Source organism: Vibrio sp. 10N.222.52.C12 (assembly GCF_041474215.1).
In the GTDB taxonomy this organism is placed as follows: domain Bacteria; phylum Pseudomonadota; class Gammaproteobacteria; order Enterobacterales; family Vibrionaceae; genus Vibrio; species Vibrio crassostreae_C.
In genome coordinates this window covers 25,513-42,854 of record NZ_JBFRTR010000019.1, presented here as the reverse complement: position 1 = coordinate 42,854, position 17,342 = coordinate 25,513, and the positions used below count along the sequence as shown (strand labels likewise).

Sequence of the window (17,342 nt, the reverse complement as noted above, 5' to 3'; positions counted from 1 at the left end):
TCGAGAATTAAAGGTATTCAAAATCTTTGCAGACTTTGGCTATCGCTTTTTCGAATACAGACAGAGCGACTTCTAGCTCGCTACGGCTGATGATCAATGGTGGGCTCAATTGAATCACGTTACCTTGTGAAACCTTAAAGCTCAGGCCATCGTTCAGACATTGGTAAAGTACTGCTTCTGCTTCATCGAACGCTCGGTTTTTGGTGATATGGTCAGTGACCAATTCCACTCCCCAAAGCAGACCGATGCCGCGAACGTCACCAATGACTGGGTATTTCTCTTTCATTTGAAGCAGTTGTTCACGCACGAATGCGCTGTCCGCTTGTACTTTTTCAAGTAGATTTTCTTGCTCAATCACTTCCATCGTAGCCAGTGCCGCTGCGCAGCCAATAGGACTTTTCTCGTGGGTGTAGTGACCAAGTGATACTTGCGCTGCCGTGTTGTATTTGTCTTTAGTGACCATGGCTGCAATTGGAACCAAGCCCCCGCCAAAACCTTTACCGATACAAAGAATGTCAGGTTCGATATCAAAGGCCTGGTGAGTGAACCATTCGCCACTACGACCCATACCGTTTGGAATGTCGTCGATGATCAACATGACGTTATGCTTATCGCAGATCTCACGGATGCGCTTCCAGTAAGCTTTGCTTGGAACCTGAACGTCTGTGTTACGCACTGCTTCGGCAATGAAGGCTCCAATGCCACCTTCTTTTTCAATCACATACTCTAAATAGTCGGCATAGTGAACGTCGCATGCAGTTTCGTTTGCATTGACTGCGCTATTCTCGTTAAACGGGAAAGCGCCACGATAAGAGACGGCTGGTGGAATGCGTTCTACGCCAGCCATTAACGGGCCCATGCCTTCGCGGAAACAAGCTTCACCACCCACTGAAATTGCGTCCAGTGACGCGCCATGGAATGAGTCCCACAGTGAAACGACCTTGAAGTTGTTGGTGACATGTCGAGCCAGTTTGAGTGCCATGCCGATAACCGAAGTACCACCCGGTGCAAACAACACGCGGTTCAACTCACCACCGCAGATCTGTGTCAGCTTTTCAGCGCATTGAACGGCTGTTTCATTGGTAAAGCGACGTGGTGAAAACGGCAATGAAGCCATTTGTTGAGTCACTTTATTAATGATATGTGGATGGCCATAACCCAATTGATGAACATTGTTACCGTGAAAGTCCATGTACTTCTTGCCCGTCGCATCTTGAATGTAGATGCCTTCAGTTGCTTCAAGTGTGTCTAGACAAGGCGTTGACATCGCTTGATGAAGAAATACGTCAGAGTCACGTTTTAACATCGCTTGAGTCGCATCATCGTTTAGCGACTCGTTCCATTTCTCACGCGCTGGCGTGGTGTTCACATCGCCTTCGCTTCGAAAGTGTGTGGCCTTTAGAACTGGCTCTGGATTGGTCGTCGTCATTATTTGATGTCCCAGTACATAGCATTCTTAATTGCGTCAATTAGAGCTTCAATGTCTGACGGATACACTTCACCGATGTTACCGATTCGGAAGCAGTCGGCGTTTGAAACCTTGCCCGGGTAAATCACAAAACCTTGTTCTTTCAAACGGTCATAGAATTCCTTGAATTGGTAATCGCTATGAGTTGGAGAATAGAAAGAGGTGATAATCGGTGAATGAAGTTCATCATTTAACAGAGGTTCAAAACCAAGAGAGCGCATACCTGCAACCAGTGTGGTTTGGTTTGTTTGGTAGCGATTATGACGAGCTTCGATACCACCTTCCTGTTCCAATTCAAGTAGAGCTTGATAGAAAGCACGCACTGTATGCGTCGGAGAGGTAAAACGCCATTTACCGAGGTTGCTTTCCATGCAGTGCCATTGGTCAAACAGATCAAGGCTTAATGAACGAGCTTGGCCTTTGCACTTTGCCAGTTCCGATTGCTTAGCAATAACAAAGCCGAAGCCCGGTACACCTTGGACGCACTTGTTTGCAGAGCTGATCATGTAATCGATACCTAAGTCAGCGATATCCATAGGGATGCCACCAAAGCTCGACATTGCATCGAGAATGACGGTTTTGTTGTGCTGTTTTGCCAATTTGGCAATGTCTTCAATTGGATTCAGCATGCCTGTCGTGGTTTCACAGTGCACAATCGCAACGTGAGTAATGTCTGAATCCATGGCCAATGCCGTTTCCATTTCGTTCAAGTCAGGCTGTGATGTTTCACCTGGGGAAACGACATGGCATGGAATGTTTAAGTATTCTGCGATTTGAGCAATACGAGCGCCGTACGCACCGTTATCAACAACAAGAAGCTTACCGTTGTTAGAGATAACGCTACCGATTGTTGCTTCTACCGAAGCGGTGCCGCTACCTTGCATTAATACGCTTGTATATCCCGCTTGCTTAGTCGCTAAAGTCACTAGCTTGCTACGAATCACTTCAACAACGTCTTTGTTGTATTCATCATCCCAAGTACACCAATCTTTTAACATCGCTTGGCGAACGGTTTCAGAAGTAGATAAAGGGCCCGGTGTCAGCAGTAAGTATTCGTTTCTCATGTTCAATTCTCGTGATTTGTATTTTGGACTATACCAGTATTTGCGATTACTTTAACAACCAATTTAAACGGTCGTAAATAGCCCAAACGTTATTTTCACAAAAGCTTCATATTCAAATTTGTCACTTGTGTTGAGAAATTTTCCGATCTTGAAATTGCCATTTTTTGTTCATTTAATCGTCATAAAAGCAAGTTAGCTTAATACTCGAAATCTGGTACATACCAATATGAATATGTGTGCTAACAACCTAAATGAATTTATGGATATAGAAGCCTCTAGATGGAGCTTCTAACTTCTAACCTTGGCATCGGGCCTGACTGGAGAAAATGATGAAAAACCGTTTTATGAAAGGATCACTTGCAGCATTAGTCACACTATTAGCTGGTAACGCTTATGCGGCACAGGAAGTGACGGTTTATACCGCTTTTGAAACTGACATCTTAGCGAAGTACAAAAATGCTTTTGAAAGCGAAAACCCAGACATCAACATCAAATGGGTTCGTGATTCAACAGGAATCATGACGGCAAAATTATTGGCTGAGAAAAACAACCCTCGTGCAGAAGTGGTGTGGGGCCTTGCGGGTTCTTCAATGGCATTGCTTAAAGAAGAGGGCGTCCTGAAACCTTATACGCCTCAAGGTGTAGAAGCGCTGCGCTCAAACCTCAACGATCCGCAATCTACTCAAGCTTGGTACGGTAATGATGCATTCTTCAATGCAGTTTGTTTCAACGAAGTGGTGGCTAAGCAACTTAACTTACCTGCACCTAAATCTTGGGATGACCTAACGAAGCCTATCTATAAAGGCCACATTGCTATGCCAAACCCAGCATCTTCTGGTACGGGCTACATGCAGGTTTCGGCTTGGTTACAAAACATGGGTGAAGACCAAGGTTGGAACTACATGCAGAAGCTAGACCAAAATATTGCTCACTACACGCACTCAGGTTCTAAGCCATGTGTTCAAGCGGGCATGGGTGAAGTCGCTATCGGTATTTCTATGGCGAGCCGTGGCGCTAAGCTGAAAACTCAAGGCGCTCCACTTTCAGTGATTACACCTGAAGGCATCGGCTGGGAATCTGAAGCGGTAGGCCTTGTTAAGCCTTCTGATGCAGCACAACGTGTTATCGATTGGTCTATTTCTAAAGCGGCAAATGAGCTTTACATCGAAATGTACCCAGTTGTTGGTCACCAAGATGTGACAGGCAAAGCAGAGAACTTCCCTAATGTAGAAAAGAACATGGCAAAAATGGACTTCGCTCGCATGGGCAGTGAACGTGCAGACGTTCTTAAAACATGGTCTGAGAAGTTTGACGCTAAATCAGAGCCAAAATCTTAATCTGCTGAGCTTTTTAGTTCATGAGCTCCTTGGTTAATTATCTACCGAGCTTATTAGACACATGGTTTATTAGATATATGGCTTATTAGACACGTAGTCCATTAGATATGCAGCTCATTAGAAGTTAGAGATCAGTAAAGGAAGGCTTCGGTCTTCCTTTTTTAGTTTTACGCCTTTAGGTTTTAAGTAAGGTACAACAAATGACAAAGCACTACTCATATTGGTTCAAGCAAGCGTTAGAACAAGAGTTTGGCAACATCAATGAGGGGCTAGATTCGGCGAAGTCGCTCCAAAAAGACGTCAACTGTGATATCGCCATTGTTGGCGGTGGCTATACGGGTTTATGGACGGCGATTTTAATCAAACAACAGCAACCCGAAAAGCATGTTGTCGTGATTGAAAAAGGTCTATGTGGTAGCGGTGCTTCTGGTGCGAACGGCGGTTGCATGCTGACGTGGTCAACTAAGTATCCGACGCTGAAAAAGCTCTACGGAAAAGAACAAGCGAAATGGTTGGTTAAGGAATCGGAAAAGGTTATATACGAGATTGAAGCCTTCTGTAACGAACACAAGATTGACGCGCATCTATATCGAAGCGGTACTTACTACACGGCGACCAATGAAGCGCAAAAGGGTGGAATGGAGCCTGTTGTTAATGAGCTGGTTAAGCAGGGTATCAATAGCTGGAAGAAGTGCGACAATTCTTTGGCTGATAAAGCGGGATCTGAACGCCACATTGAGGGTTACTACTCAGAAGCTGCGGGTAGTGTGCAGCCAGCGTTATTGGCGAGAGGCTTACGCCGCGTTGCGATCGAATTGGGTGTCGAAATTCACGAAAACACAGAAATGACATCACTCGACTATGGCTCTCCCGCTCGAATTCAAACCAAAGGCGGGTCAGTATTTGCGGATAAAGTGATTTTGGCACTCAATGCGTGGATGCTCGATCACTTCAAAGAGTTCAAACGCAGCATTGTGGTTGTCTCTTCAGATATGGTGGTGACCAAGCCCATTCCGGAAAAGCTCAAGCAATTTGGCCCAGAGAAAGGGGCGGCGGTGGTAGATTCGCGTATCTTTGTCCACTACTACCGAGATACCCAGGACGGACGACTCATGTTGGGCAAAGGCGGCAATAAATTCTCGTTTGCGAATCAGGTTGAAAGCATGTTCAACCAAACGACTAACTACCTACCGATTCTCAATCAATCGTTCCAAAAATTGTTCCCTAAATTGGAACAAAGTGAATTCGATTACAACTGGTCTGGCGGCTCAGATCGTTCGGTCACCGGATTGCCATTTTTCGGTAATCTAAAAGGCCAAAGCAACATCTATTATGGGCTTGGTTACTCTGGAAATGGCGTTGCTCAAACCCGTATGGGCGGGAAGATTTTGTCAGCAATGGTACTCGATATCGACAATGCTTGGACGCGAAGCGGTTTAACTAAAGGCCCATTAGGACACTTCCCGCCAGAGCCATTCCGTTGGGTAGGTGCGATGATAGTGCGTGATGCGGTACGAAGAAAAGAGAACGCGGAAGATTCGGGTAGCACGCCATTGTGGCTAGATAAACAGTTATCCAAACTCGCAGGTGCGGCGGGCAAAGCCGACAAGGTTGAATCATAGATTAATCTAGCGTTTAAATTAGAAGTTTACATTGAGGCTCTCAGTGATTTATGGGCAAGTCACTGAGGGCTTTCAACGTTGAACTAACTTTCAATGTTGAACAAATAGCAATTTTTAATGCTTATTATATCTGCAATATAACTGTCATTTAGCTTCTATAAATTTGTCACTCAACTGCAATATTCTCAGTATAAATTTGGTATATACCATATAGAGAGTGCTGTAGTATGAGCAACCAAACTTATTTGAATATTGAAAACGTTGTAAAGCAATTTGGCCAATTTACAGCGTTAAAAGACATCTCCCTATCGATAGATAAAGGCGAGTTCGTCTGCTTCCTTGGCCCATCTGGCTGTGGAAAAACCACCTTATTACGTGCGATTGCAGGCCTAGACTTACCAACGTCAGGTTCTATTGAGCAGAACGGTAATGATACGACCTTCTTGCCACCAGAAAAGCGCGACTTTGGCATCGTGTTCCAATCTTACGCTTTGTTTCCAAATCTCACTGTGGAAGAAAACATTGCGATTGGTCTGAAAAACCAAGGCATGTCGACCAAAGAAGCCCTTGAGACGGTTGAGTCTTGGTTAGAGACCATTGGCTTACCAACGTCTGGTCAGAAATTTCCAAATCAGCTATCTGGTGGACAGCAGCAGCGTGTTGCTCTGGCTCGCGCATTAGCCTTGTCTCCAGGCTTGTTGCTACTCGATGAACCGCTTTCTGCGTTGGATGCGAAGGTAAGAACACACCTACGTGATGAGATCTGCCAACTGCAACGCAAATTGGGTATCACCACTATTATGGTGACGCACGACCAAGATGAAGCGTTAACGATGGCAGACCGTATTGTCGTGATGAATCATGGTGTTATCGAGCAGGTCGGTGCTCCTCAAGAGATCTACCAAAAACCTGTCAGTCGTTTTGTGGCTGAGTTTGTTGGTAGCATGAACTTTATTCAAGCTTCTGTTGCGGCTCAAGGCAAGATGCGTATTGCTGAGTCAATGCTGCCGTTACCTGGCTTAGATAATCTCACGCCAAATCTGGGTGATGTTTTTGATATTGCCGTTCGTCCAGAGCAAATCCAGTTTGTTGATCGTTTTAGTGAATCCTTGCCAGTGAGAATCGTATCAAGCGAATTCTTAGGGGCGTTTTATCGTGTTGAGTGTCAATTGCAACATGACTCAACGGCGAAAGAGATCATCGTTGATGTACCCGTCAAAGAGTTCAACCGATTGAAGCTGCGTCGCAGTGATATTCGTTACGTGGCGTTTGATCAAGAAGGCCTTAGAGCTTACTCATCGAAAAGCCTGCAAGTGATGAAAGACGAGGCGGCGTAATCAATCATGGAATCGACTCAAATGATGCAATCTAAGCTGCTAATTCAACGACGAGTACAACCTTTTCTGGCTCGGTTAAGCAAAGACAACGTAATTCTATTTGGGCTGTTGGCCTTTTTGTCTGTGGTCATGACGTTGTTTATCCTGATGCCACTGTGGGCAATGTTGAAAAAGAGTGTTCAGAACGCAGACGGTGAATTTGTAGGTTTACAGAATTTCGCTACGTATTTTGCGTCTCAAAGCCTGTGGCAGTCGGTAGGCAATACCTTCACGCTTGGATTGCTAGTGACCGTAGTCGTGGGTGTCTTGGCGTTTGGTTATGCCTATGCGCTAACTCGTTCATGCATGCCTTTTAAGGGGCTTTTTCAAGTACTGGGTTCTGCGCCTATTCTTGCTCCGTCACTGCTTCCTGCAATCAGTCTTATCTTCTTATTTGGTAACCAAGGTATCGCTAAAGAAGTCTTGGGGGGCAACTCGGTTTATGGTTTGATTGGTATCTCACTGGGCTTGATATTTTGGACGTTTCCACACGCCTTGATGATTCTGACCACCTCATTAAGAACCTCTGACGCTCGCCTTTATGAGGCAGCACGTGCACTCAATACTTCATCGTTAAAAACTTTCTTTATGGTGACGTTACCTGCGGCAAAATACGGCTTGATCAGCACTCTGATCGTTGTGTTTACGCTGGTAGTTTGTGACTTTGGTGTGCCAAAAGTGATAGGTGGTAGCTACAACGTGTTATCGACTGACATCTTTAAGCAGGTGGTTGGTCAACAGAACTTCTCTATGGGTGCAGTAACCAGTATCTTGCTGCTATTACCTGCGTTGCTTGCGTTTACCGTTGACCGCTGGGTTCAAAAGAAACAAAAGAGCTTGTTTGATACTCGTTCTGTCGCGTACCAACCTGAACCTAGTTCACTACGTGATGGCTTATGTTTCCTTTATTGCACCATCATCTCTGCTGCTGTGGTTATTGTGTTGGGCATGGCGATATACGGTTCGATGGTCACCTTCTGGCCTTGGAACAAAGCGCTGACGCTAAACAACTACAACTTCGCAGAAATGAGTACTTATGGTTGGGCGCCATTCTTCAACTCCTTAACGCTTGGTGCTTGGACTGCGGTTATTGGTACTGTTCTGATTTTCTTAGGTGCATACTGCATTGAGAAAGGTCGCGCCTTCGGTCCTGTTCGTCAAGCGATGCAAATGCTCAGCGTTGTTCCGATGGCCGTTCCGGGTATGGTGCTGGGTTTGGGTTATATCTTCTACTTCAATGATTTGAGTAACCCACTTAACTTCTTGTATGGCACGATGGCGTTCTTGGTGATTAATACCGTGGTTCACTACTACACGGTAGGGCACATGACGGCGTTAACGGCATTGAAACAACTGCCTTCCGAAATTGAAGCAACAGCGGCTTCGGTAAACTTACCGCAATACAAGCTGTTCTTTAAGGTGACGGTACCTGTTTGTCTGCCGGCGATTTTAGATATTGCGACATACCTGTTTATTAATGCACTTACCACGACATCTGCGGTAGTATTCTTGTATTCTACCAATACGATTCCAGCGTCAGTATCAGTACTGAATATGGACGATGCAGGTCAAACCGGTGCAGCAGCAGCGATGGCGGTGATGATCATGATATCTGCAGCGAGTGCGAAGTTGATTCATATGCTAATCAACAAGTTATTCGATAAGCGCACCCAAGCTTGGCGTAAACGCTAGCGAACCACTTATATTGCAGTTGGCCAAGGAGTGGCTGACGACAAGAACAAGAATGAAAGGAAATGAAGTGCAGTACGTAAAAATCAAAGATGTCATCGTAGAGCAGATAGAGTCGGGGATGTTAACACCACGACAGAAGCTGCCTGCGGAACGTAAGCTGGCTGAATCGTTTGATACGACTCGAGTTACCTTACGCGAAGCCTTGTCTTCACTTGAAGCGGAAGGGCGCATTTATCGAGAAGACCGACGTGGTTGGTTTATCTCTCCCGAGCCGCTTCGTTACGATCCAACACAAACGCTGAACTTTACCAATATGGCTCTATCGCAGAATCGACAGCCGAAAACTGAGTTGGTGGCGGCGAAAGGAATGTTAGCAACCAAGGAGGCGACTCGGCTTCTTGAGTTACAACCTTTCTCGGACGTTTATCGAGTAGACAGAGTTCGTTATCTTGAAGATAGGCCGGTTGTGTATGTGACCAACTACATTCGACCAGAGTTGTTCCCTAACTTGCTTGATTATGACTTGTCTAAATCGTTGACGGACATCTACCGTGAGCACTTTGGTGTGGTATATCAGAAGATCCGTTACCGAGTGAGCACAACGTCTTTGCTTGGCGAAACCGCGCAAGCTCTGCGTGCGACTTCTGGGTCTCCAGCGATGGTGGTTGAGCGTGTTAACTACAACCAAGACGGTGATTTGATTGACTGCGATATTGAGTATTGGCGTCATGACGCGATCAGCATTGAGTCGATCGCACAGCTAGAGCGATAGTCATACGTTATAACGTTGGCATACCTGCAATTATGCAGGATTGCCCAATTGAAACGCTCAAAGGTCTCTTATTCGGAGGCCTTTTTTATCACCTGTTGTCAGCCGTTGTGCTAATTCATCAATAATTTAGGAATGAAATGGAATTCTCTGCCATTGTCATCGTGATCATTTCGGCTCTGCTTCATGCGGGTTGGAATGTTCTAGGTAAATCTAATCAAGGCTCGGGCTCGTCTTTCTTCTTAGCCTCTGGCTTTGCCGCTGCCGCGATATTGACGCCTTACTTGATCTGGTATGTTCACAGCGTTGGACTGTCAAATATCTTACTTCCATTTTGGCAACTGGTTTTCTTGAGCGGGATTTGCCAAATCATCTATTTGATCGGCTTGGGGGCAGCCTATAAACAGGCTGATATCGGCGTGATTTACCCAATGGCAAGAGCACTGCCCGTGTTGATGGTGGGTTTAGGCACGGTGTTGATAGGCTATGAGCTGTCGCCGAATCAATGGTTTGGCTTCACCTTGATTACCTTGGGTTGTTTGTTTGTACCACTTAAGAAGTTTTCAGATCTTAGGTTAAAAGCGTATCTCAACCTTGGCGTACTGTGGGCGTTGATCGCGGCCATTGGTACCACGGGCTATTCCATCATTGATAAAGAAGCGCTTTTGTTACTCGATCCTTTGAGCACACCAGTTATAACTAACAAGCACACCGCGATTTTCTATCTAGGCATTCAGTTTTGGGCGATTGTGATTCCACTCAGTGTTTGGTTATTCGTAACCAACCAAAGAATCGAGTTTACTAATGCTTGGATACTGCGAAAGAGAGCCACAGTGGCCGGCATCATGATGGCTTCGACTTATGGTTTGGTGTTGTTTGCGATGACCATGACTGAGAACGTCAGCTTGGTTGTTGCTCTTAGGCAAGTAAGTATCATCTTCGGCGTAGTGATGGGGATCTACTTTTTAAAGGAAAAGTGGCACGCGACTCGCGGTGTAGGCGTATCTCTAATTATTGCTGGCTTAGTTATCTCATTGACTTAAAAGATCGCCTGAGTGATTTGGGAATAGGTATCTCTATTAAGTTAAATGAAAAAACGCCCTTAGCGAAACAAACTTCGTTAAGGGCGTTTTCTCTTTATCTAGTAAGAAGCTGTAGGTAGTAAAAGACTTACCCCGCTAAATCTTGAGCATCTTGCTGTTTCAACACTTTGTGGCCATCTTCAGTGACACCACGTTTCCAGTAGCTGCTGATGTAGATGTTCTCTTTCGCGACTTCTTTTTCGTTGCGGAAGTATTGTCTTAGCTCACGCATGCTTTCAAATTCACACGCTGTCCATATTGAAACCTGACCTTCTAACCATTCTGTGTTGCGCACGGTTTGTGAAAGTGACTCTGAGGTTTCATCTTCAATCAACCAGGTTACTTTGATACCTTGAGGGGTCTCAAGTACCTGCTTATCTGCTGCTGAGTTGATCTGAATGATAGCGTGACCAGTTGCTGTTTCTGGGAGCGTTTTTACTTTTGCAGAAAGCGCAGGTAGGGACGTCATGTCTGCAACTAAGAAGAACCAGTCTGACTCTAGGTTAAGCCCCTGAATTAAACCAGGACCAGCCACTGAAATAGTGTCACCCACTTTCGCGTTCATTGCCCACCTTGCAGCAAAGCCACACTGCAAATCTTTAGTGATGTGACGAACGAAATCGACTTCAATCCATTGCTCTACAGGATTGTACTGACGAATGGTGTAGGTACGCATGGTTGGGCGCTCACCTTCGTTTAGCTGGCTTAAATCAGTCGTGCCAAGTGGCGAGAATAAAAGCTTGATGTAGCCGCCGGCACATTCTGTTGGGTATTTACTTAATCCCTCACCGCTAAGCGTTATGCGCTGCATGTTTGGAGTAATTGTTGAGGTTTGAGTAACGGTTAATGTGATAGGGCTAGGCTTGCTCATATAAGGCTCTCTTAGATTTGGATTTCCACATCATAATCCTGAACTAAAAAACACTCAATACTAATAGTTATCATTTACTTTTATTTACACATGTACTACCTAACTTATACGACAGATCCTATTGAGAAACGGATCCTACAAAAAAGAGCCCTTTAGAAAACTAAAGGGCTCTTAGGATTGGTTTGACTCAGCGAACAGAATTAGCTGTTTGCTTGCTCTAGTTCAATCGTTTCTTCAGCGGCTTTCGCAGCTTCTAGCATCTTACGAATAATGAACGATGCTGCCATTGCGATACCTACCATCACGACGGCAAGAACAGTCAGCATTTGGAAGTAATCACCGTAAACCGTTTGCACGATCTCTTGTGTGATCTCTTGACCTTTCTCTAGTGCAATAGACGTTGAGAATACCGCGCCAACAATGCCTGATAGTGCGATAGCAACAGAGAACAAGCTTACTGAGAAGTTTTCAATGTGCTTAGGTGCAACAGACAGGATGAAGGCTACAACCATTGAACCTACAATCACTTCACCGAATGCTAGGAAGAAGTGAATCGCTAGGAAGACTTCTGGGCGGATCAGAACATCGTCACCAACTGTCGTTACTGCCATCGTAAGGATACCGAAAGCGATAGCCGTAAGGATGAAAGAGAAACCGACTTTGGTTGCAGTTGAGAAGTTAATGTTTTTCTTTTCTAGGCTAGAGAAGATACCCGCGATGATAGGACCAGCAACCATACACCATAGTGGGTTCATTGCCATTGAAGCTTCAGGTGCAACAGGGATAAAACCAAATAGATCGCCACGCATTGTGTTGATCGCTACCATTGTCATCGAAGTCATCATCTGACCGTAGTACACGAAGAAACATGTCGTCAGGAATGTGATGATTAAAATAGTGCCCATTTTCAGCATGTCTGATTTCTTCGATTTCAACATCAAAGAAACAAAGTAGACGATTGCTGCACCGCCAATTGCGTATACGATGTTTTGGCCAATATCCATGTTCGAGAACATGAAGAATACCAAGCCAATCATAGCGGCAGAAAGACCAAGGAACGCTGCCCAGTTTTTAGTGCTTACTGGTTTTTGGTCGATTTCAGCACTTGCTTCAACAAGGCCTTTGCGAACAAAGATCATCATCAGAAGCGCAGCACCGGCTAGAACCGCTGAAAGAAGGAAACCACCGTGGAAACCAACAACAAGTACTAGCATTGGGAACAGGTATTGGCCTAACAGAGCACCAATATTGTTTACTGAGTAGTTGATTGGGTAGCAGTTCTCAAAATCTTCTTGAGTTTTGAACGTGCGTTTGTAAAGACTTGGGTAAGAAGGGGACATCAAACCACGTGCATAACTTGCTAACGCAATACCACATAATGCCATCGGAACATTGGTTGCTGCTGCACCAAGTACCAGTAGAACGTAACCACTTGCGAACCCTAGGAAGGCAATGGTTAAAGATCGGTAAGCGCCTAAAAACTTGTCGGCGATAAAGCCACCTGCGATAGCAAATAGCGGTCCGATTGCAGAGAAAGCACCAACAACCATCATGGTGTCGGCTTCATTGTAGTTCAGATCTTCAAGGAAGAAACGAGTCAAGATCACCATGACGCCATAGAACGAAAGTCCGAACATCATTTGGCAGAACATCATTGATTTGTTTAATCTATTCCACATTATTTTATTCTCACGTTTGTATTGATATGTAGTGTAATTACCCGATTATAATATCATTAGTAGTAATACATAAACTGAAACATCTATCCCAAACAGAACTATACTCGATATATCTTTTCTTATGAGTGCATTCATATTTCTCATGAATGAGATTTGCAACGTTAGATTTTGCAAGTGGATGCATGGCGGTATGAAATTTAGCCATCATCATTTGTGGCTAAGTAATGAACTAATAAAGGGAAAGTTAGAGGTAGTCATTCTGTAAGTTATTTTGAGTGAGTATCACTTTCAATTAGCTGTTGGGCTTTAGCCAATAAAAAAGCCAGCTTGGTGGCTGGCTTTGTTGAGATATTGAAAACTAAGTTTACAAGAATGCTGTCTCTATAGAGGCTTTCTCCACTCGTGTTCCTGTCTTTTATTCACAAGGTGGTGCCATGTGGATCACGGCTAGGCCGCCTAGAGAAGTTTCACGGTACTTCTTGTTCATGTCTTTACCTGTTTGATACATGGTCTCGATAACCTTGTCTAACGAGATAAGACACTTGCTGGTACGTTTCAACGCCATGCGCGATGCATTGATGGCTTTCATTGCACCCATTGCGTTACGTTCGATACATGGCACCTGAACAAGGCCACCGATCGGATCGCATGTCATGCCCAGTGAGTGTTCCATCGCGATCTCAGCGGCAATACAAATCTGTTCGTTGCTACCACCACGTAGGGCAGTTAGGCCTGCTGCGGCCATTGATGAAGAAACGCCGACTTCACCCTGACAACCTACCTCTGCGCCAGAAATCGAAGCGTTGGTTTTGTATAAGATGCCGATTGCGCCAGAGACTGCCAAGAAGTCTTTAAGCTGCTTGGTGTCTAGCTCCTTGATGAAACGATGGTAGTACATCAATACCGCAGGAATAACCCCAGCCGCACCGTTGGTCGGTGATGTCACGACCTGACCGCCCGCTGCATTCTCTTCACTCACGGCAAAGGCAAATAGGTTAATCCAATCCATGATCTCCATTGGATCGTTTTCAATCGAGGCATTCGCTTCAAGCTTTTTAAGCAGAGCAGGTGCTCGACGAGTGACTTCTAGGCCGCCATCAAGGATGCCTTCCGTGTCAAAGCCACGCTGCATACACAGAGACATCACCTTCCAAATTTGGTCGGCTTTCTGGTCAATCACATCCATACCTTGGAATGAAACTTCGTTACGTAGAATTAAGCCACCAAGGCTCAGTCCTTGTTGTTCGGATAGTTCAAGCAACTGATCAGCAGAAGAGAAAGGGAACTCAACTTGAGTTTCTGCTTCCTGTTTGCCGTTTTGTAGCTCATCAGCGGTTGCGATAAAGCCACCACCAATCGAGTAGTAGGTTTCCATATCCAGAAGGCTGCCGCTTTCGTTAAAGGCAGAGATAGTCATACCATTTTCATGCAGCGGAAGGTTGGTCTTGTGGAAGAGCAGATCGTTTTCTACATCGAAATAAATTTCATGGTTACCGCTAACCAATAGAGATTTATCTTCAATCGCCTTACGCATTGCTTGGTTAGCACTGGTGATTTTAATGGTGTCGGGGCGGTTACCTAGCAAACCTAACAAGGTCGCTCTGTCTGTGTGGTGACCAATACCCGTCAATGATAACGAGCCGTATAAGTCGATTTGAATACGCTTCACTTGCTTAAGCTGAGCATCAATTTTTTGGGTAAAGTTAAACCCAGCGATCATTGGTCCATTTGTGTGGGAGCTGGATGGTCCAACCCCAATTTTGTAGATATCAAAAATAGACAGCATAGTAACTTCCTGTGAAGACGGTTCGATGGACGAACTCTGTGTAAAATTTGTATTTGGTTAGTTGCACTTCTTTGAGTGAACCTGTTCTGTGGGTGAAACAGTTATGCGATAGAGCGTATTCATTGATTGAAAGGGCTCTTTTATCGACTAGTGCTAACAAGCATAGAGCGATGAAATACAAGAGCGTGCTATGTTTGCTGTAAAGCGACACGTTTATTCTTGTATTACCTAAGATGTCGCTATCAATAGTGAGCATTATTGCGAGCAACATATAAGAATTTCAAAATACTTTTGTTAACAAGTATTGTATACATAATTCACTCCATCTAATCCCCAAAACGAGACTTGAACATAAAATGAGCATTAATCACCTCCTTATTGTGCTGGGTAAGCGACTTAATGAGAATAAATTGACTGATGAAGGAATCAGTCGAGTTGATGCTCTGGTTGAATATCTTGCTGAGCTTTTGGTAGAAGAGTCGAATCAGCAAACTGCGGTTGCATTTTGTGGTGGAGTGACAAAGGGCCAGACAATCTCCGAAGCTGATGCAATGCACGCGTATTTTCGAAATCTGGAAAGTCAATGTGAAGTTCCGTTTATGCTGAGTGCAGTTTTACTAGAACAGCTTTCGACAAATACAGTAGAGAATATTCAAAACCTAGCTTCGGAAATGATTGACAGTGGATTGTTTACTCGTGGGCAGAGTGTACGGGTAACATTCATTTCTAATGACTATCACTTGCAACGTATTTTTGACATCCAGATGTTGATGGACGAGCAAGGTTTGCTTAAGGTTCTAGTCGAGAAGTGTTCTGCACTTGGGGTAGAGCTGCAAATAGATCGTCAGCTAGAGGCTCATGTTGCGGTGCCATATCCTCATCAAAGTACTCAAGGGCAATTGTTTCTATTGATGGATGTACTGACGACCTACCGAGTCTATCTTGAAGGTGTCTCTGCGGGCGCATTTGAGAGAGACTTGGAGTCCATAAGGCGTGAGCCTGAAAGGTTGTCCTTGGAAGCACTGATAGCCGCAAAGGAACTCGTTGGGCGTTCATCTCACTTTGAAATTGTGGACAGTTTACTCCCAATATTGGAGCGCTGTATCCAGCAAACTCCTGTCGATACTGACATAAAAAAAGTCAGGGAATATCTAGCACTGCTAGATACTAACCTGACTTTATTGAACCGTTATTTAGATCCGGAATCGGATCTCACACATCGCTGGTGGCGATAGGTGATTATTTCTTTCTCGTGATGCCAATAACGGCCTTTAAACTCGCAAAGGCAATCAGACAGTAAGCTCGAAGCTTTGTGCCTTCTTCTGCTCACGCGAACGTAATCACCGCCCGTCACATTGGCCAAAAGGCTCATGTGTTGTATTACAGTGATTAACTTTGGGTTTCTGAATCTTGCTCGTGGTGGTTGCGGTAGTATTCCCACTGCTCAATGCGTTCACCGTCTTCGAATACACAGTAAGTTGTACGTTGATCGTTTTCAGTGACAGTATCTAACTCACCATTCTGTTGAACACAGTAAACCGCAGCAGGGTTAGCCACTGATACACGTTGGCCTTCGCTATATTCTGCATAATCGTTCGCACAACCGCCCAATACAACGGCAAATACAGCCATCAAACCAATTTTCTTCATGTTCATCTCCTACGTGATAAATCTAAAAGTGAATACGTTAAGTTCTACAGAACCAGTTTAGAAGCTCTATGAAATGAGTATATTTTAGATTTCAGAAAAGGTTGTCCTAATTTGGTCAAGATATTGAAATAGGTTGATATTTCTTTATGTTTAATAACTTTTTGAGTGCTTGATCAAGCTAACTTGAGTGAAGTGACTATTGAGCTACTTTCGGCTGGTTAGTGGTGTACGCTGGTTATTGCGAATCGAGAGCCATGAACTCACCAAGGCAACATGGAGAAAGCAGGTGTACTTGTGTGGGGATGTGAGCCTCGAATCTATTGATGATTATGATATGATGCCGCCAAATTCAGTAAAGCAGTCAGAATCATGAGACACCTAAAAACAACCATCCATCCTGATATCGATCATCTAGACAATAAAACGGTCTATAAGCGCAACGCTGCCCGTGCCATTGTGTTAGATGGCGAAGACATTCTGATGCTTTATACAGAGCGTTATCACGACTACACCATCCCTGGTGGTGGCTTGGACGAAGGTGAAGATGTCATTGCTGGTATGGTTCGTGAATTGGAAGAAGAGACTGGCGCTAAGAATATCCATAGCATCAAGCCGTTCGGCATTTTTGAAGAATTTCGTCCTTGGTACAAAGATGATGCGGACATAGTGCACATGATTTCTTACTGCTACTCATGCAAGCTCGATAGTGAGCTTGGTGAAACGGCTTACGAAGATTATGAAGTGAAAAACGGGATGAAACCGGTTTGGATGAATATCCATGAAGCGATCGCTCACAACGAGAAGACCATGGCCGAGAGCCCTAAAAAGGGTATGAGTATTGAACGTGAAACCTTTTTGCTGCATTTGATTGCCAAAGAGATGCTTTAGCCTTTATCAATACAAGCCTGTTAAGCTTTTTACTTGCCGCCACTTTTGGCGGCAAACT

The 17,342-nt window shown here is 44.6% G+C and carries 14 protein-coding genes; 8 read left to right on the top strand and 6 right to left on the bottom strand.

Annotated features, from left to right (window positions below):
* Positions 1 to 7: 7 nt before the first annotated feature.
* Together AB4623_RS04240 and phnW are read right to left on the bottom strand one after the other, a co-directional pair.
* The gene (locus AB4623_RS04240; protein ID WP_372145822.1) at positions 8 to 1,429 is read right to left on the bottom strand and encodes an aspartate aminotransferase family protein; all 1,422 of its coding nucleotides are present in this window, start codon (positions 1,427 to 1,429) and stop codon (positions 8 to 10) included.
* Positions 1,429 to 2,532, bottom strand: a complete 1,104-nt coding sequence (gene phnW / locus AB4623_RS04235; protein ID WP_102332028.1) for a 2-aminoethylphosphonate--pyruvate transaminase — start codon at positions 2,530 to 2,532, stop codon at positions 1,429 to 1,431. The genes AB4623_RS04240 and phnW overlap by 1 nt, the downstream gene beginning before the upstream one ends.
* A gap of 326 nt (positions 2,533 to 2,858) precedes the next feature.
* On the opposite strand from phnW, the gene AB4623_RS04230 reads away from it, so the two are divergent.
* From AB4623_RS04230 to AB4623_RS04205, 6 genes are all read left to right on the top strand, one after another.
* Positions 2,859 to 3,869: a putative 2-aminoethylphosphonate ABC transporter substrate-binding protein gene (locus tag AB4623_RS04230; RefSeq protein WP_372145821.1), complete on the top strand. Its 1,011-nt coding sequence runs from the start codon at positions 2,859 to 2,861 to the stop codon at positions 3,867 to 3,869.
* 200 nt (positions 3,870 to 4,069) lie between these two features.
* Positions 4,070 to 5,491, top strand: coding sequence for an FAD-dependent oxidoreductase (locus tag AB4623_RS04225; RefSeq protein ID WP_372145819.1), 1,422 nt, complete (start codon positions 4,070 to 4,072; stop codon positions 5,489 to 5,491).
* Between the two features lie 227 nt (positions 5,492 to 5,718).
* Positions 5,719 to 6,828 carry a putative 2-aminoethylphosphonate ABC transporter ATP-binding protein gene (locus tag AB4623_RS04220; RefSeq protein ID WP_017067332.1) on the top strand — a complete coding sequence of 370 codons (1,110 nt, stop codon included), beginning with the start codon at positions 5,719 to 5,721 and terminating at the stop codon, positions 6,826 to 6,828.
* A 21-nt stretch (positions 6,829 to 6,849) separates the two neighbouring features.
* Positions 6,850 to 8,559, top strand: coding sequence for a putative 2-aminoethylphosphonate ABC transporter permease subunit (locus tag AB4623_RS04215; protein WP_372127501.1), 1,710 nt, complete (start codon positions 6,850 to 6,852; stop codon positions 8,557 to 8,559).
* Between the two features lie 67 nt (positions 8,560 to 8,626).
* Positions 8,627 to 9,331: a phosphonate utilization transcriptional regulator PhnR gene (gene phnR, locus AB4623_RS04210; protein WP_372145832.1), complete on the top strand. Its 705-nt coding sequence runs from the start codon at positions 8,627 to 8,629 to the stop codon at positions 9,329 to 9,331.
* A gap of 137 nt (positions 9,332 to 9,468) precedes the next feature.
* Positions 9,469 to 10,371, top strand: a complete 903-nt coding sequence (locus AB4623_RS04205) for a multidrug transporter (protein WP_372145818.1) — start codon at positions 9,469 to 9,471, stop codon at positions 10,369 to 10,371.
* A gap of 127 nt (positions 10,372 to 10,498) precedes the next feature.
* Here AB4623_RS04205 and AB4623_RS04200 read toward each other — a convergent pair whose 3' ends face one another.
* From AB4623_RS04200 to AB4623_RS04190, 3 genes are all read right to left on the bottom strand, one after another.
* Positions 10,499 to 11,281 carry a siderophore-interacting protein gene (locus AB4623_RS04200; RefSeq protein WP_102332033.1) on the bottom strand — a complete coding sequence of 261 codons (783 nt, stop codon included), beginning with the start codon at positions 11,279 to 11,281 and terminating at the stop codon, positions 10,499 to 10,501.
* 200 nt (positions 11,282 to 11,481) lie between these two features.
* The gene (locus AB4623_RS04195; protein WP_069601584.1) at positions 11,482 to 12,960 is read right to left on the bottom strand and encodes a peptide MFS transporter; all 1,479 of its coding nucleotides are present in this window, start codon (positions 12,958 to 12,960) and stop codon (positions 11,482 to 11,484) included.
* A 415-nt stretch (positions 12,961 to 13,375) separates the two neighbouring features.
* The gene (locus AB4623_RS04190; RefSeq protein ID WP_372135170.1) at positions 13,376 to 14,746 is read right to left on the bottom strand and encodes an L-serine ammonia-lyase; all 1,371 of its coding nucleotides are present in this window, start codon (positions 14,744 to 14,746) and stop codon (positions 13,376 to 13,378) included.
* Positions 14,747 to 15,102: 356 nt separating this feature from the next.
* Between AB4623_RS04190 and AB4623_RS04185 the strand changes: the two genes are divergently transcribed.
* Complete coding sequence (locus tag AB4623_RS04185) at positions 15,103 to 15,981, top strand: YdcF family protein (protein ID WP_372145816.1); 879 nt, start codon at positions 15,103 to 15,105, stop codon at positions 15,979 to 15,981.
* Between the two features lie 154 nt (positions 15,982 to 16,135).
* Here AB4623_RS04185 and AB4623_RS04180 read toward each other — a convergent pair whose 3' ends face one another.
* Positions 16,136 to 16,396, bottom strand: coding sequence for a DUF333 domain-containing protein (locus tag AB4623_RS04180; RefSeq protein WP_016769158.1), 261 nt, complete (start codon positions 16,394 to 16,396; stop codon positions 16,136 to 16,138).
* A 369-nt stretch (positions 16,397 to 16,765) separates the two neighbouring features.
* Here AB4623_RS04180 and AB4623_RS04175 point away from each other — a divergent pair, with 369 nt between their 5' ends.
* The gene (locus AB4623_RS04175) at positions 16,766 to 17,284 is read left to right on the top strand and encodes an NUDIX hydrolase (RefSeq protein WP_372145814.1); all 519 of its coding nucleotides are present in this window, start codon (positions 16,766 to 16,768) and stop codon (positions 17,282 to 17,284) included.
* Positions 17,285 to 17,342: the final 58 nt, after the last annotated feature.

What these genes read in the sequence shown, in the direction of transcription:
- AB4623_RS04240 (WP_372145822.1), bottom strand. Translation starts at nt 1,429, where the DNA reads ATGACGACGACCAATCCAGAGCCAGTTCTAAAGGCCACACACTTTCGA.
- phnW (WP_102332028.1), bottom strand. Translation starts at nt 2,532, where the DNA reads ATGAGAAACGAATACTTACTGCTGACACCGGGCCCTTTATCTACTTCT.
- AB4623_RS04230 (WP_372145821.1), top strand. Translation starts at nt 2,859, where the DNA reads ATGATGAAAAACCGTTTTATGAAAGGATCACTTGCAGCATTAGTCACA.
- AB4623_RS04225 (WP_372145819.1), top strand. Translation starts at nt 4,070, where the DNA reads ATGACAAAGCACTACTCATATTGGTTCAAGCAAGCGTTAGAACAAGAG.
- AB4623_RS04220 (WP_017067332.1), top strand. Translation starts at nt 5,719, where the DNA reads ATGAGCAACCAAACTTATTTGAATATTGAAAACGTTGTAAAGCAATTT.
- AB4623_RS04215 (WP_372127501.1), top strand. Translation starts at nt 6,850, where the DNA reads ATGATGCAATCTAAGCTGCTAATTCAACGACGAGTACAACCTTTTCTG.
- AB4623_RS04205 (WP_372145818.1), top strand. Translation starts at nt 9,469, where the DNA reads ATGGAATTCTCTGCCATTGTCATCGTGATCATTTCGGCTCTGCTTCAT.
- AB4623_RS04200 (WP_102332033.1), bottom strand. Translation starts at nt 11,281, where the DNA reads ATGAGCAAGCCTAGCCCTATCACATTAACCGTTACTCAAACCTCAACA.
- AB4623_RS04195 (WP_069601584.1), bottom strand. Translation starts at nt 12,960, where the DNA reads ATGTGGAATAGATTAAACAAATCAATGATGTTCTGCCAAATGATGTTC.
- AB4623_RS04190 (WP_372135170.1), bottom strand. Translation starts at nt 14,746, where the DNA reads ATGCTGTCTATTTTTGATATCTACAAAATTGGGGTTGGACCATCCAGC.
- AB4623_RS04185 (WP_372145816.1), top strand. Translation starts at nt 15,103, where the DNA reads ATGAGCATTAATCACCTCCTTATTGTGCTGGGTAAGCGACTTAATGAG.
- AB4623_RS04180 (WP_016769158.1), bottom strand. Translation starts at nt 16,396, where the DNA reads ATGAAGAAAATTGGTTTGATGGCTGTATTTGCCGTTGTATTGGGCGGT.
- AB4623_RS04175 (WP_372145814.1), top strand. Translation starts at nt 16,766, where the DNA reads ATGAGACACCTAAAAACAACCATCCATCCTGATATCGATCATCTAGAC.